The 22,244-nt window shown below is 55.3% G+C and carries 35 protein-coding genes, 4 tRNA genes and 1 rRNA gene; all 40 read left to right on the forward strand.

The genetic code is table 11. From position 1 onward, the window contains the following. Positions 1-93 (forward strand): 5S ribosomal RNA (rrf, locus tag ABY734_RS11220); the annotation flags it as partial. Between the two features lie 406 nt (positions 94-499). Beyond that, complete coding sequence (locus ABY734_RS11225; RefSeq protein ID WP_372779249.1) at positions 500-1,438, forward strand: HDOD domain-containing protein; 939 nt, start codon at positions 500-502, stop codon at positions 1,436-1,438. 63 nt (positions 1,439-1,501) lie between these two features. Beyond that, a complete protein-coding gene (gene birA, locus ABY734_RS11230) occupies positions 1,502-2,494 on the forward strand; it encodes a bifunctional biotin--[acetyl-CoA-carboxylase] ligase/biotin operon repressor BirA (RefSeq protein WP_372779251.1) in 993 nt (330 codons plus the stop codon). Beyond that, on the forward strand, positions 2,495-3,223 hold the full coding sequence (locus ABY734_RS11235) for a type III pantothenate kinase (protein ID WP_372779253.1): 729 nt from the start codon (positions 2,495-2,497) through the stop codon (positions 3,221-3,223). A gap of 21 nt (positions 3,224-3,244) precedes the next feature. Then, positions 3,245-3,934, forward strand: coding sequence for an SPOR domain-containing protein (locus ABY734_RS11240; protein ID WP_372779255.1), 690 nt, complete (start codon positions 3,245-3,247; stop codon positions 3,932-3,934). Between the two features lie 62 nt (positions 3,935-3,996). Beyond that, a tRNA-Thr gene (locus ABY734_RS11245) sits at positions 3,997-4,072 on the forward strand. A gap of 93 nt (positions 4,073-4,165) precedes the next feature. After that, a tRNA-Tyr gene (locus tag ABY734_RS11250) sits at positions 4,166-4,249 on the forward strand. A 35-nt stretch (positions 4,250-4,284) separates the two neighbouring features. Further along, a tRNA-Gly gene (locus ABY734_RS11255) sits at positions 4,285-4,358 on the forward strand. A gap of 20 nt (positions 4,359-4,378) precedes the next feature. Continuing rightward, positions 4,379-4,454, forward strand: a tRNA-Thr gene (locus ABY734_RS11260). Positions 4,455-4,552: 98 nt separating this feature from the next. Further along, complete coding sequence (tuf, locus tag ABY734_RS11265) at positions 4,553-5,749, forward strand: elongation factor Tu (RefSeq protein WP_372779257.1); 1,197 nt, start codon at positions 4,553-4,555, stop codon at positions 5,747-5,749. Between the two features lie 228 nt (positions 5,750-5,977). Continuing rightward, a complete protein-coding gene (rpsJ, locus tag ABY734_RS11270) occupies positions 5,978-6,289 on the forward strand; it encodes a 30S ribosomal protein S10 (protein ID WP_183410218.1) in 312 nt (103 codons plus the stop codon). A gap of 129 nt (positions 6,290-6,418) precedes the next feature. Then, positions 6,419-7,060 carry a 50S ribosomal protein L3 gene (rplC, locus tag ABY734_RS11275; RefSeq protein WP_372779259.1) on the forward strand — a complete coding sequence of 214 codons (642 nt, stop codon included), beginning with the start codon at positions 6,419-6,421 and terminating at the stop codon, positions 7,058-7,060. Positions 7,061-7,071: 11 nt separating this feature from the next. Continuing rightward, a complete protein-coding gene (gene rplD / locus ABY734_RS11280) occupies positions 7,072-7,692 on the forward strand; it encodes a 50S ribosomal protein L4 (protein ID WP_372747778.1) in 621 nt (206 codons plus the stop codon). Then, on the forward strand, positions 7,689-7,985 hold the full coding sequence (gene rplW, locus ABY734_RS11285) for a 50S ribosomal protein L23 (protein WP_372747777.1): 297 nt from the start codon (positions 7,689-7,691) through the stop codon (positions 7,983-7,985). Before rplD ends, rplW begins: the two co-directional genes overlap by 4 nt. Positions 7,986-8,000: 15 nt before the next feature. Next, complete coding sequence (gene rplB, locus ABY734_RS11290) at positions 8,001-8,828, forward strand: 50S ribosomal protein L2 (protein ID WP_372747776.1); 828 nt, start codon at positions 8,001-8,003, stop codon at positions 8,826-8,828. A gap of 33 nt (positions 8,829-8,861) precedes the next feature. Then, positions 8,862-9,137, forward strand: a complete 276-nt coding sequence (rpsS, locus tag ABY734_RS11295) for a 30S ribosomal protein S19 (protein ID WP_372779261.1) — start codon at positions 8,862-8,864, stop codon at positions 9,135-9,137. 25 nt (positions 9,138-9,162) lie between these two features. Beyond that, complete coding sequence (gene rplV / locus ABY734_RS11300; protein WP_372747782.1) at positions 9,163-9,501, forward strand: 50S ribosomal protein L22; 339 nt, start codon at positions 9,163-9,165, stop codon at positions 9,499-9,501. A 14-nt stretch (positions 9,502-9,515) separates the two neighbouring features. Continuing rightward, on the forward strand, positions 9,516-10,181 hold the full coding sequence (rpsC, locus tag ABY734_RS11305) for a 30S ribosomal protein S3 (protein WP_372747774.1): 666 nt from the start codon (positions 9,516-9,518) through the stop codon (positions 10,179-10,181). Positions 10,182-10,204: 23 nt separating this feature from the next. Then, positions 10,205-10,618 (forward strand): 50S ribosomal protein L16, encoded by a 414-nt coding sequence (gene rplP / locus ABY734_RS11310; protein WP_372747773.1) that lies wholly within the window; start codon positions 10,205-10,207, stop codon positions 10,616-10,618. Further along, positions 10,618-10,809: a 50S ribosomal protein L29 gene (rpmC, locus tag ABY734_RS11315; RefSeq protein ID WP_372747772.1), complete on the forward strand. Its 192-nt coding sequence runs from the start codon at positions 10,618-10,620 to the stop codon at positions 10,807-10,809. Before rplP ends, rpmC begins: the two co-directional genes overlap by 1 nt. A gap of 2 nt (positions 10,810-10,811) precedes the next feature. Further along, positions 10,812-11,078: a 30S ribosomal protein S17 gene (gene rpsQ / locus ABY734_RS11320; RefSeq protein ID WP_372747771.1), complete on the forward strand. Its 267-nt coding sequence runs from the start codon at positions 10,812-10,814 to the stop codon at positions 11,076-11,078. Between the two features lie 52 nt (positions 11,079-11,130). Continuing rightward, a complete protein-coding gene (gene rplN, locus ABY734_RS11325; protein ID WP_372747769.1) occupies positions 11,131-11,499 on the forward strand; it encodes a 50S ribosomal protein L14 in 369 nt (122 codons plus the stop codon). 29 nt (positions 11,500-11,528) lie between these two features. After that, positions 11,529-11,840 (forward strand): 50S ribosomal protein L24, encoded by a 312-nt coding sequence (gene rplX, locus ABY734_RS11330; RefSeq protein WP_372747768.1) that lies wholly within the window; start codon positions 11,529-11,531, stop codon positions 11,838-11,840. A 17-nt stretch (positions 11,841-11,857) separates the two neighbouring features. Further along, positions 11,858-12,397 carry a 50S ribosomal protein L5 gene (gene rplE, locus ABY734_RS11335; RefSeq protein WP_372747767.1) on the forward strand — a complete coding sequence of 180 codons (540 nt, stop codon included), beginning with the start codon at positions 11,858-11,860 and terminating at the stop codon, positions 12,395-12,397. Positions 12,398-12,409: 12 nt separating this feature from the next. After that, positions 12,410-12,715: a 30S ribosomal protein S14 gene (rpsN, locus tag ABY734_RS11340; protein WP_372747766.1), complete on the forward strand. Its 306-nt coding sequence runs from the start codon at positions 12,410-12,412 to the stop codon at positions 12,713-12,715. A gap of 49 nt (positions 12,716-12,764) precedes the next feature. Further along, positions 12,765-13,160 (forward strand): 30S ribosomal protein S8, encoded by a 396-nt coding sequence (gene rpsH, locus ABY734_RS11345; RefSeq protein ID WP_372747765.1) that lies wholly within the window; start codon positions 12,765-12,767, stop codon positions 13,158-13,160. A gap of 25 nt (positions 13,161-13,185) precedes the next feature. Then, the gene (gene rplF / locus ABY734_RS11350) at positions 13,186-13,716 is read left to right on the forward strand and encodes a 50S ribosomal protein L6 (RefSeq protein WP_372747764.1); all 531 of its coding nucleotides are present in this window, start codon (positions 13,186-13,188) and stop codon (positions 13,714-13,716) included. A gap of 11 nt (positions 13,717-13,727) precedes the next feature. Next, positions 13,728-14,078, forward strand: coding sequence for a 50S ribosomal protein L18 (gene rplR / locus ABY734_RS11355; protein WP_372747763.1), 351 nt, complete (start codon positions 13,728-13,730; stop codon positions 14,076-14,078). A gap of 10 nt (positions 14,079-14,088) precedes the next feature. Continuing rightward, positions 14,089-14,598, forward strand: a complete 510-nt coding sequence (gene rpsE / locus ABY734_RS11360) for a 30S ribosomal protein S5 (protein ID WP_372747762.1) — start codon at positions 14,089-14,091, stop codon at positions 14,596-14,598. A gap of 20 nt (positions 14,599-14,618) precedes the next feature. After that, positions 14,619-14,798 (forward strand): 50S ribosomal protein L30, encoded by a 180-nt coding sequence (rpmD, locus tag ABY734_RS11365; protein WP_372747761.1) that lies wholly within the window; start codon positions 14,619-14,621, stop codon positions 14,796-14,798. A gap of 15 nt (positions 14,799-14,813) precedes the next feature. Then, positions 14,814-15,248, forward strand: coding sequence for a 50S ribosomal protein L15 (gene rplO, locus ABY734_RS11370; protein ID WP_372747781.1), 435 nt, complete (start codon positions 14,814-14,816; stop codon positions 15,246-15,248). 12 nt (positions 15,249-15,260) lie between these two features. Continuing rightward, entirely contained in the window at positions 15,261-16,586 is a 1,326-nt protein-coding gene (gene secY, locus ABY734_RS11375; protein ID WP_372747760.1) for a preprotein translocase subunit SecY, read from the forward strand. Between the two features lie 30 nt (positions 16,587-16,616). Further along, positions 16,617-16,733 (forward strand): 50S ribosomal protein L36, encoded by a 117-nt coding sequence (rpmJ, locus tag ABY734_RS11380; protein WP_183410239.1) that lies wholly within the window; start codon positions 16,617-16,619, stop codon positions 16,731-16,733. Between the two features lie 109 nt (positions 16,734-16,842). Next, positions 16,843-17,199 (forward strand): 30S ribosomal protein S13, encoded by a 357-nt coding sequence (gene rpsM / locus ABY734_RS11385; protein WP_372747759.1) that lies wholly within the window; start codon positions 16,843-16,845, stop codon positions 17,197-17,199. A gap of 84 nt (positions 17,200-17,283) precedes the next feature. After that, positions 17,284-17,670 carry a 30S ribosomal protein S11 gene (rpsK, locus tag ABY734_RS11390; protein ID WP_183410241.1) on the forward strand — a complete coding sequence of 129 codons (387 nt, stop codon included), beginning with the start codon at positions 17,284-17,286 and terminating at the stop codon, positions 17,668-17,670. Positions 17,671-17,696: 26 nt separating this feature from the next. Next, a complete protein-coding gene (gene rpsD, locus ABY734_RS11395) occupies positions 17,697-18,317 on the forward strand; it encodes a 30S ribosomal protein S4 (RefSeq protein ID WP_372747758.1) in 621 nt (206 codons plus the stop codon). Between the two features lie 36 nt (positions 18,318-18,353). Then, on the forward strand, positions 18,354-19,355 hold the full coding sequence (gene rpoA, locus ABY734_RS11400) for a DNA-directed RNA polymerase subunit alpha (protein ID WP_372779263.1): 1,002 nt from the start codon (positions 18,354-18,356) through the stop codon (positions 19,353-19,355). A gap of 56 nt (positions 19,356-19,411) precedes the next feature. Further along, the gene (gene rplQ / locus ABY734_RS11405) at positions 19,412-19,807 is read left to right on the forward strand and encodes a 50S ribosomal protein L17 (protein WP_372779265.1); all 396 of its coding nucleotides are present in this window, start codon (positions 19,412-19,414) and stop codon (positions 19,805-19,807) included. Positions 19,808-20,003: 196 nt separating this feature from the next. Further along, complete coding sequence (locus tag ABY734_RS11410) at positions 20,004-21,011, forward strand: LLM class F420-dependent oxidoreductase (protein WP_372779266.1); 1,008 nt, start codon at positions 20,004-20,006, stop codon at positions 21,009-21,011. Positions 21,012-21,123: 112 nt separating this feature from the next. Beyond that, positions 21,124-22,239: a diguanylate cyclase domain-containing protein gene (locus ABY734_RS11415; RefSeq protein ID WP_372779268.1), complete on the forward strand. Its 1,116-nt coding sequence runs from the start codon at positions 21,124-21,126 to the stop codon at positions 22,237-22,239. The last annotated feature ends 5 nt before the right edge of the window (positions 22,240-22,244 follow it).

Genomic DNA, 22,244 nt, shown 5'->3' on the forward strand with positions numbered 1-22,244 from the left:
ACCACCTGACCCCATCCCGAACTCAGAAGTGAAACGCGTCATCGCCGATGGTAGTGTGGGGTTTCCCCATGTGAGAGTAGGTCATCGCCAGGCTTTAATTTAAACCCCGAGATTCGAAAGAGTCTCGGGGTTTTTTTATGGGTCACTGGAAGTGGTATCTACTAGGCGACGACCTACGTAGGTCAGACCCACTACGTTCGCTGCGCTCACGGGGCCAGCTTTCGCCAGGCTTTAATTAAAAACGCCCAGATCGGAAACGGTACCCAAAGCACTCACTGCGTTCGTGGGGCAGGCTCTCTGGGCGTTTTACTATGTGCGAAAAACAACTTGGGCAACTGGCGCTGACCAACGGTCATGGCCACAGCACCCGCAGCGCTTCGCAACACTCGCTATGCCCCCGCAGGCGGGACTGGTTTGGCTAACGCTGTCCGTAAATATCCTGATATCGCCGCCAGGGGTTAGCTCATAAACTCATCCCACCTTGGGCTGGGGCTGCGGTATGCCTATAAAAGAATCTTACAAAGAGCAGTTAGAAAAAGTGCTCGCAACGTCTACTGGTTTGCCGACTTTGCCGGGCGTAGCAATGAAAATTATTGGGCTGCTCAACGACGAAGAGGTGGATGTTGATTCCCTGGCCAATGCGATTCAGCGGGATCCCGCGCTGGCAGCCAAGTTGCTGCGGGTGGCTAACTCACCGATTTACGGCAGCAATCGTGGTGTCGAGTCGCTGAAGCAGGCAGTTGTTCGCCTTGGCCTGCGCTCAACACAAAGCCTTGCGCTGTCCTTTTCGCTTATTTCTGCGTTAAAGCACCAATCTGATGGGGCCTTGGATTACACCGCCTACTGGCGTCGCTGCCTGCTATCGGCCAGCGCCGGGCGGTGCCTCTCTAAGCGGATCATGCCCGGCCATGAGGAGGCGGTCTTTTTGGCGTCGTTGATGCAAGACCTGGGCATGCTGGTGCTCGACAAGGCGGTGCCGGAACTTTACTCCTCTCTCGGCGAGCGGCAATCTGATCACGCAAGGGTGGAAGCCTATGAGCTGACTCAAATCGAGACCAGTCATACTCAGATTGGCGGATGGATGCTGCAGGAGTGGGGTTTTAGCGAACGTATGCAGCAGGCGATAGCCTACAGTCACATTCCGCTGGCGCTGCCCGAAGGCGACCACACCTTTGTGCGCTGTGTGGCCCTGTCGGCTTTGATGGCCGACGTTATGGAGCACCCGGAAGCCGGTTTTGGCGAGTTGACCACGATAGCTGGTCAATGGCTGCAGCTGACCGGCCGGCATCTGGCTGAGATTGTCGACGAGCTGGGGCAGTCAATACCCGCGCTGGAGCGCATTTTCGATACCCGCTTGCTGGATCAGGACAAGCTGGCAATGATATCCGAGTTGGCGCTAGAGCGTCTGGCTGCAATCCGCCATCAGTCTTCCGTTTGATCTCCTGCCCTCTTTCTCTGGAGCTGGTATTATCACGCCACATTGACAGGGTGGTGGTGTTCTATGGAATTATCGCGCTTGCTTGCAGAGCTGGCTGACGGCGATTTTCACTCCGGCGAGGAGTTGGGTGTCGCGCTTGGGGTAAGCCGTACGGCTATCTGGAAGCAGCTGCAAAAACTTGATGAGGTCGGCCTTAAGATTGAGTCAATCAAGGGGCGCGGCTACCGTCTGCCCGGCGGCTATTGTCCGCTGGACGAAGATGCGATCCAGCGCGGCCTGTCACCGGCCGCTAAACGCCTTTTGTCTGCCCTATATGTAGAACAGCAAATCAACTCAACCAATACGCTGCTCGCGGACAAAGCCCGGCGCGGCGACACCTCGGGCGCCGTCTGCGTTGCCGAGCAGCAGACCGCAGGACGCGGACGACTGGGTCGCCAGTGGGTGAGCCCCTATGGGCGGAATCTTACCTTTTCAGTACTTTGGGAATTTCACAACGGTGCGGCAGCGCTGGAGGGGCTCAGCCTGGCCGTGGGGCTCGCGGTTGCAGAGGCATTGCAGGGTATGGGTGTCGCTGGCCTCGGCCTGAAATGGCCCAATGACGTCCTCTGCGAGGGGCGCAAGCTGGCTGGCGTGCTGTTGGAAATGCAGGGTGATGCTGCCGGCCGTTGTCAGGTCATCATTGGGATCGGTCTCAACGTGAATTTGCCGGACGACTCGCCCATTGATCAGGCCTGGACTGACCTCCAGCGCCAGGGCTATAGCGACAGCAATCGCAACCAGTTGTTGGCGGCTTTGCTCAATCGCTTGTTGCCGATGCTTGCCGAATTCCAGCAGGACGGCTTTGTGGAGTTTAAAGACCGCTGGCTGGCCTTTGACGCGCTGGGAGACGAGCCTGCCGAGCTGCGCCGCGGTGACGAGATTGTGGCGGGAACCTGCCGGGGGGTGGCGGCCAACGGCGCGCTGCGCTTTGAGACTGACCGGGGTATCGAGTTGATTTCGGGGGGCGAGGTCAGTCTGCGCCGCCGACAGGGCGAGCGCGAAAACCGGGGGGCTTGAGTGATACTGGAATTTGATCTTGGCAATACCGCCGCCAAATGGAGGCTGTTGCGGGAGTCGTCGGTCGTAGCGAGCGGTCGCGTCAATGAACTCGCTGCGCTGGATATTCCGATGGATGAACCCGTCGCCAAGGTGAGAGTCGCGTCGGTGGCGGGAGAGGAGCGTGAGCGCGAATTGACCCGCTGGTGCACAGAACACCTGGGAGTATCGCCGAAATTTGCGCGCAGTTCGTCACTCTGTGCCGGGGTAAGCAATGCCTACGAAGAGCCCGAACGCTTGGGCGTAGACCGCTGGTTGGCGGTGCTTGCCGCCTTCCACCGCCATCCCGAAGGCGCACTGGTGGTGGATGCGGGCACAGCACTGACAATTGATCTGGTGGACGCTCGCGGAGAGCATCTGGGCGGTTACATTCTGCCGGGCCTGAACCTTATGCAGCAGAGTCTGCGCCAGGATACCGCCAGAATCCGCTACACCGAAGCCCACGCGCCGGATCTGGAGCCGGGCAAATCAACCGCCGAGGCGGTGGCCAACGGTGCTGCGCTGGCCGCCGCCGCTTCTGTCGCTGCGGCGCGGGTCCAGGCGCGTGAACGGCTGGGGGGCAACTGCGCTGCCTTGCTGACCGGCGGCGACGCGCCGCTCTTAATGCGCCTGCTCGGTGAGAAGGCCGGCGACTTCGCGTATAGTCCCGATCTGGTTCTGGACGGGCTCGTGCTGGCGTGCCCTGAATAATAAATTAAGGAGAGCGGGCGGGTGCTGCGCTGGCTGTTTGTCTTATTGCTGATTGCGAATCTGCTGTATGCCGGCTGGAACTGGCAACAGCAGCGCTCCGCTACCATTGTCGAGGCCCGAAAGACGAGCGCGCCCACGCCTACGCTGATGCTGGTTGAGGAGCTGGGTACGCCGCCCGCGACGGTTGCCGCAGTCAGTCCGGCCCTGGGGTCGCCGCCCGAAAAAGACGAGCAGCCCCAAGAGCTTGCCCTGCAATGCTGGTTTGCTGGTGACTACGTCAATAAAGCGGCAGCGGATAGGGCGGTCAGCGTAATCCAGGGTATGCAGCTGGAGGCAAGACTTGTCGCCAGGGAAGTACCGGATGAGCCTGACTATTGGGTGCATGTCGGCCCTTTTGGCAGTCGAGATGAGGCTGTCCGTGCCTTGCAGCAACTGCGAGGCCGCAATATCGACAGTTTTCTTATTGATGAGGGCGAGCTGAAAAATGCCATCTCCCTCGGCTTCTTTTCCCAGAAGAGCTCTGCGCAGCGTCTGCTCAGGCGTTATCGCGATCTGGAATACTCCCCGCAGATCCACGAGGTCCCCCGCTATAAGACCCATTACGACCTTTTTGCCTATGGCCGGGTGGAAGGTGCCGACATTGAGCAGGCGCTGGCGCGGGAGGGCTTGACCGCCAAGTCCTCTAAAAGAGAGAAAAAATCCTGTAATTGAATTGCTTCGCCTAGGAAGTTCGTCTAGAATGCCGCCCTCGTTTGAGGCCGTGGTAGCCAAGCGCTGGCGTAGCTCAGTTGGTAGAGCAGCTGACTTGTAATCAGCCGGTCGGGGGTTCGACTCCTCTCGCCAGCTCCATTTTCTCTGATATCACAGTGGCTTAAGCGAGGTTTTTTGGGTTGTTTCGTTGACAGGCTGTTCCGCTGTCATCAAAATGTCCCGCTTTCTTGGGGAGGGGTTCCCGAGTGGCCAAAGGGATCAGACTGTAAATCTGACGCGAAAGCTTCGGTGGTTCGAATCCACCCCCCTCCACCATTACTTTCTGTTGTTTGTGAAAGTTAGCTTTAAGGGCGGGTGTAGTTCAATGGTAGAACCTCAGCCTTCCAAGCTGATGATGCGGGTTCGATTCCCGCCACCCGCTCCAACGAACAAAGAGTTTGGCGGGCTCATATAGCTCAGTCGGTAGAGCACTTCCTTGGTAAGGAAGAGGTCACCGGTTCAAATCCGGTTATGAGCTCCATTAATTTTTTGGTGGCAAGAGCCTACGGCGGGCTATTGCCTTTTGTTGTGTTTAAAAGAAAGAAGTCGTTTTAGAGGCTCGGCTAGGAGACTGTCGCGATGGCAAAGGAAAAGTTTGAACGTACCAAGCCCCACGTCAATGTGGGCACGATTGGTCACGTAGACCATGGTAAGACAACTCTGACAGCGGCGCTGACGCGCGTGTGTCACGAAGTTTGGGGTACAGGTTCTGCGGTAGCGTTTGATGGTATTGATAACGCACCGGAAGAGCGTGAGCGCGGTATTACCATTGCGACCTCGCACGTAGAGTATGACTCTCCTGCGCGTCACTACGCCCACGTTGACTGCCCCGGACACGCCGACTACGTCAAGAACATGATCACCGGTGCGGCGCAGATGGACGGCGCGATCCTGGTATGTTCAGCCGCTGACGGCCCCATGCCGCAGACTCGCGAGCACATCCTGCTGTCACGTCAGGTTGGCGTACCGTACATCGTTGTGTTCATGAACAAAGCGGACATGGTCGACGACGAAGAGCTGCTTGAGCTGGTTGAAATGGAAGTTCGCGAACTTCTGGACCAGTACGAATTCCCGGGTGACGACACGCCGATCATCATCGGTTCTGCGTTGATGGCCCTGGAAGGCAAAGACGACAACGAAATGGGCACCAGCGCTGTTAAGAAGCTGGTCGAGACTCTGGACGAGTACATTCCGGATCCCGAGCGCGCCATTGACCAACCCTTCCTGATGCCGATTGAAGATGTATTCTCAATCTCAGGTCGCGGTACGGTTGTAACCGGTCGTGTTGAGCGCGGTATTGTTAAGACTGGCGACGAAGTTGAGATCGTTGGTATTAACGACACCACCAAGACCACCGTTACCGGTGTAGAGATGTTCCGCAAGCTGCTGGACGAAGGTCGTGCCGGTGAGAACGTAGGTGTTCTGCTGCGTGGTACCAAGCGTGACGAAGTTGAGCGTGGTCAGGTTCTGTCCAAGCCGGGCTCAATCACTCCGCACACTCGCTTCGAGGGTGAGGTTTACGTCCTGTCTAAAGAGGAAGGTGGTCGTCATACACCGTTCTTTAAGGGCTACCGTCCGCAGTTCTACTTCCGCACCACAGACGTTACAGGCGCTTGTGAGCTGCCGGAAGGTGTTGAGATGGTTATGCCTGGCGACAACGTGAAGATGGACGTGACTCTGATCGCACCGATTGCGATGGAAGAAGGTCTGCGCTTCGCGATTCGCGAAGGTGGCCGCACCGTAGGTGCGGGTGTTGTTGCCAAGATCGTTGAGTAAACGACCTTTGGCGGCGGCCTGAGAGGGTCGCAGTGAAAGGGAGGCAGTATGCCTCCCTTTTTAGTCTGTTTGTCATGAGCGGCAGCTCCGGAAATGCCAGTCGGCGAGCTAAATAGTTGTTGACAGGCCTCTGGGGCATCTATAGAATGCCGCTTCCATTTTTCGGGTTAGTCCGGGCGTCAAAAAGGCCGGAACCTGAAGAATTTTCGGGATGGGAGTGTTGGTCAGGTGCAAAATCAACGGATTCGAATTCGTTTAAAGGCTTTTGACCACCGTCTGATCGATGCGTCAACGCAAGAGATTGTAGATACTGCCAAGCGCACTGGCGCCCAGGTACGCGGACCGATTCCGCTGCCGACGCGCAAAGAGCGTTACACAGTGCTGGTCTCGCCGCACGTGAACAAGGATGCTCGTGATCAATACGAGATTCGTACACACAAGCGGTTGCTGGATATTGTAGAGCCCACAGAAAAAACTGTGGATGCGTTGATGAAATTGGATTTGGCGGCTGGTGTGGAAGTTCAGATTAGCCTCGGCTAATCGGAAACGGTTTTAAAATACAAAATTTAAAACCCGCCCGGGTTTTCAACTGAAGGCTCTGGGTTGTGTAACACGCTAACAAGCGTGGCCATAGAGGGTGAAAGCCCCGTACACTGAGAGGTTAAGGAAATGGCTATTGGATTGGTCGGCCGCAAGAGCGGTATGACCCGCGTTTTTACTGACGACGGCGTTTCAATTCCGGTTACGGTGATTGAGGTTTCTCCCAATCGCGTAACTCGAGTCAAAGATAGCGATAGCGACGGTTATCGTGCCATTCAGGTTACCGCAGGTACTCGTAAGGCCTCGCGTGTCAAAAAGTCTCAAGCTGGTGAGTTCGCTAAAGCGGGCGTTGAAGCTGGTCGAGGTTTCTGGGAATTTCGTCTCGAAGGTGATGAGGCTGCGGAGCTTGGCTCCGAGCTGACTGTTGCTCTGTTCGAGGCGGGACAAAAAGTCGATGTTACCGGGCAGTCTAAAGGTAAGGGTTTTCAGGGCGGTGTAAAGCGCTGGAACTTCCGCATGCAAGACGCCACTCATGGTAACTCTCTGTCGCACCGTGCGCCTGGCTCTATCGGTCAGTGTCAAACCCCCGGTCGCGTTTTCAAAGGTAAAAAGATGGCTGGCCATATGGGTGCCGAGCGTGTCACCGTGCAGACGCTTGAAGTTGTTCGCGTCGACGCTGAGCGCAACCTGATTCTGGTGAAAGGTGCCGTACCTGGTGCGCCCGGTGGTGACGTAGTTGTGCGTCCTGCCGTCAAGGCAAAGAATTCCTAAGGGGGTAAGCAATGGAACTGAGTATTGCGAAACCCGGTAACGGGGCGGCAGAAGGCACGGTTCAGGTATCTGACGTCGCTTTTGCTCGTGAGTTTAACGAAGATCTGGTTCATCAGGTTGTAACTGCCTATCTGGCCGGTGCCCGTCAGGGTACCCGCGCTCAGAAAACCCGCGCTGAAGTCAGTGGCGGTGGCAAGAAGCCCTGGCGTCAAAAGGGAACTGGCCGCGCACGTGCCGGTACAACCCGTTCGCCGATCTGGCGTAGTGGTGGCGTAACGTTTGCTGCCAAGCCGCAGGATCACGGCCAGAAAGTTAACCGCAAAATGTACCGCGCTGCGCTGCGCTCGATTCTGTCCGAGCTTGCTCGTCAGGAGCGTCTGGTTGTGGTTGAAGATTTTGCGCTGGATGCACCCAAGACCAAGTCGCTGATCAAGTCTCTGGCTGATTACGGTTTGAACGGTGCGCTGATTGTGTCTCACGAAGTGAGTGAGAACCTGTATCTGGCATCGCGCAATCTGCACAAGGTCGAAGTTCGCGACGTGCAGGGTGTTGATCCGGTCAGCCTGGTGGCTTTTGAGAAGGTTCTGGTCACTGTGCCGGCACTGAAAAAGCTTGAGGAGATGTTGGCATGAATGCAGAGCGACTCTACAAAGTAATCAAAGGGCCGCACGTCTCCGAGAAAGCGGCGATGAGTGCAGACAGTGGCAACCAGGTGGTATTCAAGGTTTCCTCTGATGCGACCAAGCTGGAGATCAAGGCGGCCATTGAAAAGCTGTTTAAGGTCAACGTTGTTCAGGTTCGCACGCTCAACGTGAAGGGCAAGGTCAAGCGCAACCGCTTTGGTCAAGCCAAGAAGCCGAACTGGAAAAAGGCTTATGTAAGCCTTGCGCAGGGTCAAGATATCGACTTTGCGGTTGTGGAATAAGCTGGAGCAGGATAGATGGCAATCGTAAAAAGCAAACCGACATCGCCTGGTCGCCGCTTCGTTGTTCGGGTGGTCAACCCCGATCTGCACAAGGGCGCTCCGCACAAGGCATTGCTTGAGAAGCAAGGTAGAAATGGCGGCCGTAACAACAATGGCCGTATTACCACTCGTCACGTAGGCGGTGGTCACAAGCAGCACTACCGGCTGATCGACTTCAAGCGTAACAAGGACAACATTCTGGGTAAGGTAGAACGCCTGGAATACGATCCGAACCGCACTGCGAATATTGCACTGGTTCTGTACTCAGATGGTGAGCGCCGTTACATCATCGCGCCGAAAGGCCTGAAGGCTGGCGACGAAGTGCTCTCTGGTCCGAGTGCCCCGATCAAGGTTGGCAGCACGCTGCCGCTGCGCAATATTCCGGTGGGTAGCACGGTTCACTGTATTGAAATGAAGCCCGGCAAGGGTGCTCAGATTGCGCGCAGTGCGGGTACTTCCGCTCAGCTGGTGGCGCGTGAAGGCCAATACGCGACACTGCGTCTGCGTAGCGGCGAGACTCGCAAGGTCTTGTCCGAGTGCCGCGCAACCTTGGGTGAAGTCTCCAACAGTGAGCACAGCCTGCGCAAACTGGGTAAAGCTGGTGCCAAACGCTGGCGCGGTGTCCGTCCAACCGTTCGCGGTGTGGCGATGAACCCGGTAGATCACCCGCACGGTGGTGGTGAAGGTCGTACCTCTGGTGGCCGTCATCCGGTTACCCCGTGGGGTGTGCCTACCAAGGGTTACAAGACGCGCAAGAACAAGCGCACTAATGATCTGATTGTACGCCGTCGCGGTCGCAAGTAAGACTGCCGGTATTAGGATAGAGAGGAAAAGCTTGTGCCACGTTCTCTAAAAAAAGGCCCGTTTATCGATCTTCACCTGATGGAGAAGGTAGAAACGGCTGCGGAAAAGAATGATCGTCGTCCGATCAAGACCTGGTCGCGTCGCTCGATGATTTCGCCGGAGATGGTTGGATTGACGCTCGCCGTTCATAACGGTCGTCAACACGTGCCGGTGCTTGTCTCTGAGGACATGGTTGGGCACAAACTGGGTGAATTTGCCGCGACTCGTACCTATAAAGGTCACGTGGCAGACAAGAAAGCCAAGCGTTAAGCCAGGCTGAGAAGAGGCTAGGATGATGGAAGTTGCAGCACGTTTAAGCGGTGCACGAATTTCTGCCCAGAAGGCTCGACTGGTTGCTGACCAGATTCGTGGCAAGGGCGTTGAAGAAGCATTGGACATTTTGTCTTTTAGCACAAAAAAGGCGGCAGGCATCGTCAAGAAAGTGCTGAACTCTGCGATTGCTAATGCAGAGCACAACGAAGGTGCCGATGTTGACGAGCTGAAGGTGTCAACGATCTTTGTGGATGAGGGCGTAACAATGAAGCGCCTGCGTCCTCGCGCGAAAGGTCGCGCTGATCGCATCCTGAAGAGATCTTGTCATATCACTGTAAAAGTCGCCGATAGCGAAGGCTAGGTAGGAGAGACCATATGGGTCAGAAAGTACACCCGACTGGAATTCGTCTGGGGATTGTTAAAGAGCATAACTCGATCTGGTATGCGGGCAACAAGAACTACGCAAAGCAGTTGATTAATGATTTGCAGGTTCGCGAGCTGATCGAGAAAAAACTGGCAAACGCTTCGGTCAGCCGCGTGGTTATCGAGCGCCCGGCACAGACTGCTCGCATCACAATCCACACTGCTCGCCCCGGTATTGTTATCGGTAAGAAAGGTGAGGATGTCGAATTGCTGCGCAAAGAGCTGACTGCGCGTATGGGTGTGCCCGTGCACATCAATATTGAAGAAGTGCGCAAGCCTGACCTGGACGCCAAACTGGTTGCCCAGAACGTTTGTCAGCAACTGGAGCGTCGTGTGATGTTCCGCCGCGCCATGAAGCGTGTTGTGCAGAACGCCATGCGCCAGGGTGCCGAAGGCATCAAGATTCAGGTGAGTGGACGTGTCGGTGGTGCTGAGATTGCACGCACCGAGTGGTACCGCGAAGGTCGCGTACCCCTGCACACACTGCGCGCCGATATCGACTACGCCACTGCTGAAGCCGCGACCACTTACGGCATCATCGGTGTGAAAGTCTGGATCTTCAAGGGTGAGATCCTGGACACTGGCGCCGCTCAGGTTGCCGAGACTAAAGCGAAGTAAGAACAGTTTAAGGGTTACGCAAAATGTTACAGCCGAAGCGTACTAAATTTCGCAAGCAGATGAAAAACCGCAATCGCGGTTTGGCGCACCGTGGTAGCAAAGTCAGCTTCGGTGAGTACGGTCTGAAAGCAACCGGTCGTGGCCGCATCACTGCGCGTCAGATCGAGGCTGCTCGTCGAGCCATGACTCGCCACATCAAGCGCGGTGGAAAAATCTGGATTCGGGTTTTCCCGGACAAGCCCATCACCCAGAAGCCCCTGGAAGTTCGTCAGGGTAAAGGTAAGGGTAATGTTGAATACTGGGTTGCCCAGATTCAGCCCGGCAAAGTGTTGTACGAAGTGCAGGGCGTATCTGAAGAGCTGGCGCGCGAGGCCTTTACTCTGGCCGCAGCCAAGCTGCCGATAGCAACCACATTTGTTAAACGGTCGGTGATGTGATGAAAGCAGCAGAATTACGTGAAAAGTCTGTTGATGAGCTGAACGGCGAACTGCTGAAGCTGCTCGAAGAGCAGTTCAAGCTGCGCATTCAGAAATCAACGGGCCAATTGGCACAGACTCATCTGTTGACGCAGGCTCGCAAGGATATCGCGCGAGTGAAGACGGTGCTCAAACAAAAGGCAGGTAACTGATAATGGCGGAAGCAGCAAAAAGTGCACGTACTGCCACCGGTAAAGTGGTCAGTAACAAGATGGATAAGACCATCACTGTCCTCGTTGAGCGTCGAGTGAAGCACCCGGTGTATGGCAAGTACATCACCAAGTCTTCAAAGCTTCATGCGCACGATGAAAACAACGAGTGCAAGAGCGGCGACACGGTAACCATCAGCGAGACGCGCCCGCTGTCCAAGACTAAGTCCTGGACACTGTTGCGGGTAGAAGAGAGCGCTGCCGAAGTTTAAGCGGCTGTTGTGTAATCGCTAGTGATACACAGTTAAGGGTTTGGGATAAGACATGATTCAGACACAATCGTATTTGGATGTAGCAGATAACAGCGGTGCCCGTCGCGTTATGTGTATCAAAGTGCTGGGCGGTTCACATCGTCGTTACGCGCATGTCGGTGACCTGATCAAGGTTTCCGTAAAGGAAGCAATTCCGCGTGGCAAAGTTAAAAAAGGCCAGGTAATGACAGCGGTTGTGGTTCGTACCAAAAAAGGTGTGCGTCGCGGCGACGGTTCTCTGATCCGTTTCGACGACAACGCTGCGGTACTGCTGAACAACAATCTGGCGCCTATCGGCACCCGTATTTTTGGGCCGGTGACTCGTGAGCTTCGTAGCGAACGATTCATGAAAATTATCTCTCTGGCACCGGAAGTGCTGTAACGCACGGTAACGGAAAGGGTTGAAGCGAAATGCGTAAGATCAAAAAAGATGACGAAGTAATCGTCATCACCGGTAAAGACAAAGGCAAGCGCGGCAAAGTACGTAAACTACTTGGCGAGCGCGTACTGGTCGCAGGCGTGAACATGGTGAAGAAGCACCAGCGCGCTAATCCGCAGGCAGGCGTTGCCGGCGGTATCATCGAGAAAGAAGCGGCGATCCAGATTTCTAACATCGCCATCTTCAACCCGAACACCAGCAAGGCTGATCGTGTTGGTTTCAAGGTGGAAGACGGTAAGAAAGTACGCATTTTTAAATCCAGCGGCGAAGTAATCGACGCGTAAGTTGGTTGGAAACGAACATGGCGAATCTGAAAAAGCTTTACGACACAGAATTGCGCGGCAAGCTGAAAGAAGAGCTGGGCTTGGCGAACGCAATGGAAGTCCCGCGCATCACTAAAATCACTCTGAACATGGGTGTTGGCGAAGCCGTGGGCGACAAGAAGATCCTGGATAACGCCGTGGCAGACCTGGAGCGTATCGCCGGTCAGAAGCCTGTCGTTACCAAGGCGCGCAAATCCATCGCCGGTTTCAAGATCCGCGACGGCTGGCCCATCGGTGCCAAAGTCACTCTGCGCGGTGAGCGTATGTACGACTTCCTGGAGCGCCTGATCAGCATTGCGATCCCGCGTGTCCGTGACTTTCGCGGTATCAGCCCGAAGTCGTTTGACGGTCGTGGCAACTTCGCCATGGGCGTTACTGAGCAGATCATTTTTCCGGAAATTGAATACGACAAGGTCGACAAACTGCGTGGTCTGGATATCACCATCACCACGACAGCGCGTAACAACGACGAAGGTCGCGCCCTGTTGAAAGCATTCAATTTCCCGTTCAAGAACTAAAGGGTAGAAATTATGGCCAAGCAGTCAATGAAAGCCCGTGAAGCCAAGCGAGCTAAAACTGTAGCGAAATACGCGGCGAAGCGTGCTGAATTGAAAGCAATCATCGTAAGTCAGACTGCGTCTGATGAAGAGAAGTGGGATGCGCAGGTTGCTCTGCAAAAGCTGCCCCGCAACGCCAGCCCTATTCGCCAGCAGCGTCGCTGCCAGCTGACCGGTCGTCCGCACGCGGTTTACCGCAAGTTCGGTCTGTGTCGCAACCAGTTGCGCGAAGCCGCTATGCGCGGTGATGTTCCGGGTCTGGTTAAGGCCAGTTGGTAATTAAGAGTATTGTGGCGCCGGGTTCACCGGGCCGAGTTGGGAGCAGAACATGAGCATGCAAGACCCGTTGGCGGATATGTTGACCCGCATTCGCAACGCTCAGATGGCAGGTAAAGCCAGTGTGTCAATGCCGTCGTCCAAATTGAAGCAGGCGGTTGCGGCAGTGTTGCTGGAAGAAGGCTATATCGCTGGGCATCGCGTAGAACAGGACGGCGCCAAGTCAGACCTGGTTGTTGACCTGAAATATTTCCAGGGCAAGCCGGTTATCGCTGAAATCCAGCGAGCCAGCCGTCCCGGACTGCGTGCCTACGCAGGCAAGGATGAGTTGCCGCAAGTACGTGCAGGACTGGGTGTTGCTATTGTCTCCACCAGCAAAGGTGTGATGACTGACCGCGCGGCGCGTTCTGCCGGTGTCGGTGGCGAAGTACTCTGTACTGTCTTCTAAAGATTGATATTGGCGAGTTTACAAAATGTCTAGAGTAGCAAAAGACCCGGTAAGCATCCCCAAGGGCGTCGAGGTCAAGCTTAACGGCAGCGATATCGCAGTGAAGGGTTCCAACGGAAACCTGAGCATGGTGATTAACGAAGCTGTTGTGGTTAAGCAAGAAGACGACAAGTTGGTGTTCGCTCCGCGCGACGAAAAAACCAGCTGGGCGATGGCGGGCACAACCCGTGCGCTGATCAACAATATGGTCGTTGGTGTTAGCCAGGGATTTGAGCGCAAGCTGGAATTGAACGGTGTTGGTTACCGTGCGAAGGCGTCAGGTAAAAGCGTTAATCTGACATTGGGTTTTTCGCACCCGATCGACTACCAGCTGCCTGAGGGTGTCAGCGCTGATACCCCGACCCAGACTGAAATCGTGCTGAAGTCTGCCGATAAGCAGTTGCTGGGCCAGGTCGCTTCAGAAATTCGCGCCTTCCGTCCGCCGGAGCCTTATAAAGGCAAGGGTGTGCGCTACGCGGATGAATATGTCCGCCGTAAAGAAGCGAAGAAGAAGTAGGGGCTGAGAGAATGAGCGAAAAAAGAGATTCAAGATTACGTCGGGCCCGTCGCTCTCGCGTCAAAATGCGCGAACTGCGAGCTGTTCGTCTGACGGTACACCGCACTCCGCGTCATATGTACGCCCAGGTGATTACTGCCGAAGGCGACAAGGTTTTGGCCAGCGCCTCAACCCTGGACAAGGATCTGCGTAGTGGCGCCACTGGTAACGCTGATGCAGCGGCCAGCGTCGGCAAACTGATTGCCGAGCGCGCCAAAGCTGCCGGTGTAACTGAAGTAGCGTTTGACCGTAGCGGCTTCCGCTATCACGGCCGTGTAAAAGCACTGGCAGACGCTGCACGTGAAGGCGGCTTGGAATTCTAAGAGGCGAGCAATGGCATACGATCAGAAAGGCAAAGACAATAGCGAAGGCCTGCAGGAAAAACTGGTACAGGTTAACCGCGTTGCAAAAGTGGTCAAAGGTGGCCGTATTTTCGGTTTCACCGCGCTGACAGTCGTCGGCGATGGCAACGGTAAAGTCGGCTTCGGTCGTGGCAAGGCGCGTGAAGTGCCGGTTGCGATTCAGAAGGCCATGGAAGCCGCGCGTCGCAATATGATTCAGGTGGATCTGAACGGTCACACGATTCAGTACCCGGTCAAGGCTCGCCACGGTGCATCCAAGGTTTACATGCAGCCGGCGTCAGAAGGTACCGGTGTTATCGCCGGTGGTGCGATGCGTGCAGTGCTGGAAATTGCCGGAGTACACAACGTACTGGCCAAGTGTTACGGGTCGACCAACCCGGTCAACGTAGTTCGCGCTACTATCAATGGCCTGAAAGCCATTTCTTCTCCGGAAGAAGTTGCAGCCAAGCGCGGTAAGTCTGTTGAAGAAATTACAAGCTAAACGAGCTGGAATTTAGAGCCATGGCGAAAACGATTAAAGTTACCCAGACCCGGTCTACATCAGGCCGATTGCAAGCTCATAAAGCCTGCGTGGCTGGATTGGGTCTGCGCCGGATTGGTCATACCGTTGAAGTAGAAGACACTCCTTCAGTTCGCGGCATGATCAATAAAGTTAATTACATGGTTCGTGTAGAGGATTAAGTGATGAGCTCAGATATGCGTTTGAATACATTGAGCCCAGCGCCTGGCCGCACGAAAGATGCTAAACGTCGCGGTCGCGGTATTGGTAGTGGTCTGGGCAAGACCGGTGGCCGCGGCCACAAAGGTCTGAAGTCACGCTCAGGCGGCTCAGTGCGTCCGGGTTTCGAGGGTGGTCAAATGCCCTTGCAGAAGCGTCTGCCGAAGTATGGTTTTACTTCGCGTTTGGCACGCGTGACTGCTCAGATTCGCACCAGCGAACTGGCGAAAGTCGATGCTGAGGTGATCGATCTGGAAGCGCTGAAACGTGCCGACATTGTCGGAACCAACATTGAGCGCGCCAAAGTCTTTCTGTCTGGTGAGCTGAACAAAGCTGTCACCATTAAGGGACTGGCTGTGACCAAGGGTGCCCGCGAGCTGATCGAAAAAGCTGGCGGCAAGGTCGAAGACTAATCGGGGTAAAGCATGGCTAAGCCAGGACCGGGGTCCACAAATCAGGCGGGATTAGGCGAGCTGTTTGCTCGCCTTCGTTTTGTACTGCTGGCGATAATTGTCTATCGCATTGGTACCCATATTCCTGTGCCTGGCATCAACCCGGATCAGCTGGCAGCGCTGTTTAACCAGAACCAGGGGACTATCCTCGGTCTGTTTAACATGTTCTCCGGTGGTGCGCTTGAGCGTATGAGTATTCTGGCGCTGGGCATCATGCCCTACATCTCTGCATCGATTATTATGCAGCTGATGTCGGCGGTTAGCCCGCAGCTGGAAGCATTGAAGAAAGAAGGTGAGGCAGGGCGTCGCAAGATTACCCAGTACACCCGATACCTGACCGTAGCTCTGGCAACTCTTCAGGGCACAGGTATGGCGGTTGGCATGGGTAATCAGGGTCTGGCTTTTGATCCGGGTTTCTCATTTTACTTCGTTGCCGTCGTGTCACTGGTTACCGGCGCCGTCTTTATGATGTGGCTGGGTGAGCAGATTACCGAACGCGGCATTGGCAACGGCATTTCGCTGCTGATTTTCGCAGGCATCGTGGCCGGCCTGCCGGCTGCCGTGGTTCAGTCGCTGGAGCAAGCGCGTCAGGGCGAAATCAACATTCTGGTGCTGTTGGGTATTCTGGCGCTGGCGATTGCCGTGGTTTATCTGGTTGTGTTTATTGAGCGTGGTCAGCGCCGTATTACGGTGAACTACGCCAAGCAGCAACGCGGCCGCAAGATGTATCAGGCGCAGAGCAGCCATCTGCCCCTGAAAGTGAACATGGCCGGTGTTATCCCGGCGATCTTCGCCAGCTCTATCCTGCTGTTCCCGGCGTCGATTGCGCAGTGGTTCGGTCAGAGCGGTGAAGGCACCGAGTGGCTGCAGGAAGTTGCGCTGGCGATTGGTCCCGGTCAGCCACTGAACATCCTGTTGTTTACAGCTTTGATAGTATTTTTCTGCTTCTTCTATACGGCGTTGATGTTCAACCCGACTGAAGTGGCGGACAACCTGAAGAAGTCCGGCGCCTTTCTGCCGGGTATTCGTCCAGGTGCACAAACAGCGAGTTACATCGACGGTGTGCTGACGCGACTGACGATGTTTGGTTCTCTGTATATTGCGATGGTTTGTCTTCTGCCGCAGTTTCTGGTGGTGATGTGGAACGTGCCCTTCTATCTGGGCGGTACCTCACTGCTGATCGTGGTGGTAGTGGTTATGGATTTCATGGCACAGGTTCAGTCTCATCTCATGTCTCACCAATATGAGTCGGTGATGAAGAAGGCTAACCTCAAAAATTACGGTGGCGGCCTGCGGTAAGTGCCGGCCCGGTTTTCAGGAGAGTAAGAAATGAAAGTGCGTGCATCGGTCAAGAAAATTTGCCGCAACTGCAAAATGGTTCGCCGCAAAGGTGTGGTCCGGGTTATCTGCTCTGCCGAGCCGCGCCACAAGCAGCGTCAGGGTTGATTTGTTCTGGTCTTGCGTATAGACTATCGCGCCTTTCGCGTGCGGTAGTGCTTTGTCGCTAGGCTACGTACCGGGTTCAGGCCCGGAAATATAGTTTGGAGTGTTATAAATGGCTCGTATCGCTGGTGTAAACATACCAGATAACAAACATGCCGTGATTTCGTTGACTTATATCTACGGAATCGGCCGCACCACAGCCAAAGGTCTGTGTGCGACAACGGGTGTAGCAGAGGACACCAAGATTGGTGATCTGAGCGAAGAGCAACTGGACGCGCTGCGTAATGAAATCGGCAAAATCCAGGTTGAAGGTGACCTTCGTCGCGAAGTGTCCATGAACATCAAGCGCTTGCTCGACCTGGGGTGCTATCGCGGCCTGCGTCATCGCAGAAGCCTGCCGGTTCGTGGTCAACGCACCAAGACCAATGCCCGCACTCGTAAAGGCCCGCGTAAACCGATTCGCAAGTAAGCAAATCGTTTTCCGCTTTAGTGTAGCTACACCCCGCCCATGGTTGGCAATGTGTAGTGTTGATATTAGAGATAGGATGTAAACATGGCTAAGCCCGGTTCTACCCGTAAAAAGGTAAAGAAAACCGTAGTGGATGGCGTTGCCCATATCCACGCTTCATTCAATAACACGATCGTTACCATCACTGACCGTCAGGGCAACACCCTGAGCTGGGCAACTGCCGGTGGTAGCGGTTTCCGTGGTTCACGCAAAAGCACCCCGTTCGCAGCCCAGGTTGCTGCAGAGCGCGCTGGCGAAGCGGCAAAAGACTACGGCCTGAAAAACCTAGATGTTGAAGTCAAAGGTCCAGGGCCGGGTCGTGAATCAGCCGTTCGCGCGTTAAACAACTGCGGATACAAGATCACCAACATTACCGACGTGACGCCCATCCCGCACAATGGATGCCGTCCGCCGAAAAAACGTCGCGTGTAATTAACAGTTAAACAGGAATACTTGGTATGGCTCGTTACATAGGCCCTAGCTGCAAACTCTCCAGACGGGAAGGCACTGACCTGTTTCTCAAGAGCGGCGTCCGCCCCCTGGAATCCAAATGTAAAGCAGAAACTGCTCCCGGCATGCACGGTGCACGTCGTGGTCGTTTGTCCGACTACGGTGTCCAGCTGCGTGAAAAGCAGAAAGTCCGTCGCATGTACGGTGTTCTGGAGAAGCAGTTCCGCAACTACTACAAAGAAGCTGCACGCCTGAAAGGTGCAACCGGTGAGAACCTGCTGCGTCTGCTGGAGTCGCGTCTCGACAACGTGGTTTATCGCATTGGCTTTGGTTCTACCCGTGCTGAAGCCCGTCAATTGGTTTCGCACAAGTCGATTCAGGTTAACGGCCAGACCGTTAATATTGCGTCTTACAAAGTGCAGCCCGGCGACGTAATCACTGTGCGTGAAAAAGCCAAAAACCAGCTGCGTATCAAATCCGCAATGGCCCTCGCTGCACAGCGTGGCGACATCGCTTGGATTGACGTGAATAGCGACAAGATGGAAGGCATATACAAGGCCAACCCGGATCGCGCTGACCTCTCTTCAGAGATCAACGAGCATTTGATTGTTGAGCTTTACTCTAAGTAAGTTGTCAGACCAGATAATCTCACTACAGGTGAAACTATGCAGAGTGCAGTGAACGAATTTCTCACACCCCGCGTGATTCAGGTGGATGAGCAAGGTGAAACCCGAGCCAAGGTAACTCTTGAGCCCTTGGAGCGTGGCTTTGGTCACACACTGGGCAATGCCTTGCGTCGCATCCTGCTGTCTTCCATGCCGGGTTGTGCCATCACGGAAGTTGAAATTGATGGCGTTCAGCACGAATACAGCGCAATGGAAGGTGTTCAGGAGGACGTTATCGAAGTCCTGCTCAATCTGAAAGGCGTTGCGGTTGTTATGAACGGCAAGGATCAGGCAGTTCTCAACCTGAGCAAGAAGGGCCCCGGTATTGTCACCGCTGGCGATATTCAGGTTGATCACGACATCGAGATCAAGAACCCTGATCACGTCATTGCCACTCTGAACGAAGTCGGCGAGCTGAATATGCGTCTCACCGTCGCTCGCGGACGCGGCTACGTTCCTGCCGATGCCCGTGAAGGCGAAGATGAAGAAACCCGCAGTATTGGCCGCCTGAGTCTGGATGCTACGTTCAGCCCGATCAACCGTGTTGCCTACGTCGTAGAAAGCGCGCGTGTCGAGCAACGTACTGACCTGGACAAGCTGGTTCTCGATCTGGAAACCAACGGCACCATCGATCCCGAAGAGGCGATTCGTCGCGCTGCAACCATTCTGCAGCAGCAGCTCGCAGTGTTTGTTGACCTCGAGAGCGAAGGTGATGCAGAGCCCGCGCGTCAGGAGGACGAAGTCGATCCGATTCTGCTGCGCCCGGTTGATGATCTGGAGCTGACGGTTCGCTCGGCGAACTGCCTGAAAGCCGAGAACATCTACTACATTGGTGATCTGGTTCAGCGCACCGAGGTCGAGTTGTTGAAAACTCCGAACCTGGGCAAGAAGTCGCTTACTGAAATCAAGGACGTTCTGGCCTCGCGCGGTCTGTCTCTGGGCCTGCGCCTGGACAACTGGCCTCCCGCCAGCCTGAAGAATGACGACCGCGTTCTGGTTTAAGAGCCGGTCTTGAAGTATTAGCTTGCTGAGATAGCACAACGTAAAGGAATCAAGCCATGCGTCACCGTCAAAGTGGACGTCAATTAAATCGGAATAGCTCTCACCGTAAAGCCATGTTCCGCAACATGACTGCTTCATTGGTTGAGCACGAACTTATCAAAACCACTGTGCCGAAAGCCAAGGAACTGCGTCGTCACGCTGAGCCGCTGATTACACTGGCCAAGCAGGACAGCGTCGCCAACCGTCGTCTGGCCTTTGACCGCCTGCGTAGCAAGGCCGCTGTAGGTAAACTGTTCAGCGAGCTGGGCCCGCGTTACCAGGAGCGTCCCGGTGGATACATCCGCATCATGAAGTGCGGATTCCGCGACGGCGACAGCGCGCCAATGGCCTACGTTGAGTTGGTTGATCGCCCCGTGGTGGAAGAGCAAGACGAAGACGATACCGAAGAGTAAGTTTTTGTTGTTCAAAGAAAGCCGGCCATGCGCCGGCTTTTTTGTGGGCGACTGAAACAGAACCGTTTTCTGGCCAGCTTTCCTGCCTCCACTTGATCAGAAAAGCCAGCATTTTGATTGAATCGTGCATGGCTGGAACCCCGGCATTGGATTACCCTGTTGCACTGACCGAATTCCACTAGAAGAGGGACGCGCAATGAAACTGGGTTTGCAACTGGGCTATTGGGGCGCGCTGGCGCCGGGTAACTCGCACGTCGAGCTGGCGCAGGAAGCCGAAAAGCTGGGCTACGACTCGGTTTGGACGGCGGAATCCTGGGGCAATGACGCCTTCACTCCGCTGGCGTGGATCGGCGCCCACACCTCAAAAATCCGGCTGGGCACGTCGGTGGCTCAGTTGTCGGCCCGTACTCCTACCGCCTGTGCCATGGCGGCATTGGCCCTTGATCACCTGTCGGGCGGCCGCATGATTCTGGGACTGGGCGTTTCGGGTCCTCAGGTGGTGGAGGGCTGGTACGGACAGCCTTTCAGCAAGCCCGTGTCCCGAACCCGGGAATATGTGGATATTATCCGTCAGGTCATGCGGCGCGAAGCGCCGGTCACCAACGACGGCGAACACTACCCCCTGCCTTACAAAGGGCCGAACAGTTGGGGCATGGGCAAGCCGCTGAAGCCTATCACCCACCCCCTGCGCAAAGACCTGCCCATCTTTCTCGGGGCCGAAGGACCGAAAAACGTCGCCCAGACCGCGGAGATCGCCGATGGCTGGCTGCCCTTGTACTACTCGCCCTACCGTCAGGAGGTTTATGCTGACCAGCTGAAGGGTGCGAAAGAGGGCTTTGAGATCTCGGCGATGGCCATGGTAAATATCAATGACGACCTCGAGCAGGCGCTGTATCCGGTGAAAGCCATGCTTGCGTTCTATATCGGTGGTATGGGCTCCAAGAAGCGCAACTTCCACAAAGAACTGATGTCGCGCATGGGCTTTGAGGCGGAAGCCGATCGCATTCAGGAGCTCTTCTTTGAGGGCAAGCAGGAAGAAGCCATTCAGGTAGTGCCAAATCAGTTTGCCGACGAAATCTCCCTGTCCGGCCCGAAAGAGCGTATCAAGGAACGACTGGAGGCGTGGAAGGACTCTCCGGTAACCTCTCTGCTGGTTATGGGGGACACTTATCTGTTGCGTGAGATGGCAGAGATGGTGCTCTAAGCGCGAGCAAAAACAGCGGCGTTTTCATTGCCAAAAAAGACATTGCATGTTAGTTATAGCGCTATAACTATAAAAATGCCAACAGGGTCACGGAACGGTCCGGGTGTCGCCAATGAAAACCGCCGCAAACCGAATCGTCGGAGTCTTTATTCCGCCGGGCCTAGCTTTAGACTCACAAAATTTACACCGCTATCAGTTATTTATTGCGGTAAACCTTTCCCTTGTTGTCGTCATTTTTCTGGCGCAAATCTATGCCATCTTCTTCAGCGGCCAGTCTGCGAGCGGAACCATCTGGACATTGGGCTTTACCTTGCCGCTGCAACTCTGGTTGCTCTCAGCCCTGATGTTGTTTCGCTTAACGCAGCGTTTCGGTGCTGCGGTTAACAGCTCCCTCGGGTTAATGTTTTTGACTGTGGCTGGTGTCATTGCCTTTCTGGGTGGTCCACTGGGGAGTGTTTCGGTCAGTCTGCTGTTTGCCCCGCCGGTTTTCGCTTTTGTGCTACTGGGCCTGAAGGCTGGGCTGATTTGGGCCGTGAGTGTCTACGCGGTTGTGATGGTCGGCAGTGTGATGGAGCTAATGGAGGTCGAGTTCCCGGATATCGAAAAAACGCCAAACCCTAAAGTGGGGGAGTTGATCCACCTGAATGTGGCGTACTTTTCGGTTATGGTGATGATTGTGCTTTATGAGCTCAGCAACCGGCGTTATCGACGGGAGTTGGTGAGAATTGCTAGACGTGATGATCTTACGCGGCTACCCAACCGCACCGCCTTCTACCAGTATATTGGCGATGCCATCGCGTATTACGAAGCTCGACAGATACCCTTTGCGCTGGCGTATATTGATCTCAATAATTTCAAGCCGGTCAACGATGAGCACGGCCACTCGGCGGGGGATAGGGCTCTCAGAGTGTTTGCAGAGCGGCTCGGCAAGGTGATCCGGTCGCAGGATCAGTTGTGTCGCCTTGCTGGCGATGAGTTTGCCATACTGCTCAACGATTGTGCTGACGAGCGTTTGGCCCGGCTGGTGGTGGAGCGACTGCGACGGCAGATGGAAAAGCCCATTCTCCTGGATAGCGGTCATTCCATCACCCTGAGCGCGAGTATTGGCCTGGCCTACTACCCCCGGGACGCGACGACGCTGGAAGCGCTACTGCATGTGGCGGACGAGCGGATGTATCGCCACAAGCGGGAAGCGAAGCGTCAGTACGCTATTGAATATAGCGACTAAGCCAG

Origin of the sequence: Litorivivens sp. (assembly GCF_041624475.1) — a bacterium.
Taxonomy (GTDB): domain Bacteria; phylum Pseudomonadota; class Gammaproteobacteria; order Pseudomonadales; family Spongiibacteraceae; genus Litorivivens.

Bases quoted from the DNA above. Each gene is read 5' to 3' on its own strand.
- ABY734_RS11225 (WP_372779249.1), top strand. From the start codon at position 500: ATGCCTATAAAAGAATCTTACAAAGAGCAGTTAGAAAAAGTGCTCGCA.
- birA (WP_372779251.1), top strand. From the start codon at position 1,502: ATGGAATTATCGCGCTTGCTTGCAGAGCTGGCTGACGGCGATTTTCAC.
- tuf (WP_372779257.1), top strand. From the start codon at position 4,553: ATGGCAAAGGAAAAGTTTGAACGTACCAAGCCCCACGTCAATGTGGGC.
- rplC (WP_372779259.1), top strand. From the start codon at position 6,419: ATGGCTATTGGATTGGTCGGCCGCAAGAGCGGTATGACCCGCGTTTTT.
- rplD (WP_372747778.1), top strand. From the start codon at position 7,072: ATGGAACTGAGTATTGCGAAACCCGGTAACGGGGCGGCAGAAGGCACG.
- rplW (WP_372747777.1), top strand. From the start codon at position 7,689: ATGAATGCAGAGCGACTCTACAAAGTAATCAAAGGGCCGCACGTCTCC.
- rplB (WP_372747776.1), top strand. From the start codon at position 8,001: ATGGCAATCGTAAAAAGCAAACCGACATCGCCTGGTCGCCGCTTCGTT.
- rplV (WP_372747782.1), top strand. From the start codon at position 9,163: ATGGAAGTTGCAGCACGTTTAAGCGGTGCACGAATTTCTGCCCAGAAG.
- rpsC (WP_372747774.1), top strand. From the start codon at position 9,516: ATGGGTCAGAAAGTACACCCGACTGGAATTCGTCTGGGGATTGTTAAA.
- rplP (WP_372747773.1), top strand. From the start codon at position 10,205: ATGTTACAGCCGAAGCGTACTAAATTTCGCAAGCAGATGAAAAACCGC.
- rpmC (WP_372747772.1), top strand. From the start codon at position 10,618: ATGAAAGCAGCAGAATTACGTGAAAAGTCTGTTGATGAGCTGAACGGC.
- rpsQ (WP_372747771.1), top strand. From the start codon at position 10,812: ATGGCGGAAGCAGCAAAAAGTGCACGTACTGCCACCGGTAAAGTGGTC.
- rplN (WP_372747769.1), top strand. From the start codon at position 11,131: ATGATTCAGACACAATCGTATTTGGATGTAGCAGATAACAGCGGTGCC.
- rplX (WP_372747768.1), top strand. From the start codon at position 11,529: ATGCGTAAGATCAAAAAAGATGACGAAGTAATCGTCATCACCGGTAAA.
- rplE (WP_372747767.1), top strand. From the start codon at position 11,858: ATGGCGAATCTGAAAAAGCTTTACGACACAGAATTGCGCGGCAAGCTG.
- rpsN (WP_372747766.1), top strand. From the start codon at position 12,410: ATGGCCAAGCAGTCAATGAAAGCCCGTGAAGCCAAGCGAGCTAAAACT.
- rpsH (WP_372747765.1), top strand. From the start codon at position 12,765: ATGAGCATGCAAGACCCGTTGGCGGATATGTTGACCCGCATTCGCAAC.
- rplF (WP_372747764.1), top strand. From the start codon at position 13,186: ATGTCTAGAGTAGCAAAAGACCCGGTAAGCATCCCCAAGGGCGTCGAG.
- rplR (WP_372747763.1), top strand. From the start codon at position 13,728: ATGAGCGAAAAAAGAGATTCAAGATTACGTCGGGCCCGTCGCTCTCGC.
- rpsE (WP_372747762.1), top strand. From the start codon at position 14,089: ATGGCATACGATCAGAAAGGCAAAGACAATAGCGAAGGCCTGCAGGAA.
- rpmD (WP_372747761.1), top strand. From the start codon at position 14,619: ATGGCGAAAACGATTAAAGTTACCCAGACCCGGTCTACATCAGGCCGA.
- rplO (WP_372747781.1), top strand. From the start codon at position 14,814: ATGCGTTTGAATACATTGAGCCCAGCGCCTGGCCGCACGAAAGATGCT.
- secY (WP_372747760.1), top strand. From the start codon at position 15,261: ATGGCTAAGCCAGGACCGGGGTCCACAAATCAGGCGGGATTAGGCGAG.
- rpmJ (WP_183410239.1), top strand. From the start codon at position 16,617: ATGAAAGTGCGTGCATCGGTCAAGAAAATTTGCCGCAACTGCAAAATG.
- rpsM (WP_372747759.1), top strand. From the start codon at position 16,843: ATGGCTCGTATCGCTGGTGTAAACATACCAGATAACAAACATGCCGTG.
- rpsK (WP_183410241.1), top strand. From the start codon at position 17,284: ATGGCTAAGCCCGGTTCTACCCGTAAAAAGGTAAAGAAAACCGTAGTG.
- rpsD (WP_372747758.1), top strand. From the start codon at position 17,697: ATGGCTCGTTACATAGGCCCTAGCTGCAAACTCTCCAGACGGGAAGGC.
- rpoA (WP_372779263.1), top strand. From the start codon at position 18,354: ATGCAGAGTGCAGTGAACGAATTTCTCACACCCCGCGTGATTCAGGTG.
- rplQ (WP_372779265.1), top strand. From the start codon at position 19,412: ATGCGTCACCGTCAAAGTGGACGTCAATTAAATCGGAATAGCTCTCAC.
- ABY734_RS11410 (WP_372779266.1), top strand. From the start codon at position 20,004: ATGAAACTGGGTTTGCAACTGGGCTATTGGGGCGCGCTGGCGCCGGGT.
- ABY734_RS11415 (WP_372779268.1), top strand. From the start codon at position 21,124: ATGAAAACCGCCGCAAACCGAATCGTCGGAGTCTTTATTCCGCCGGGC.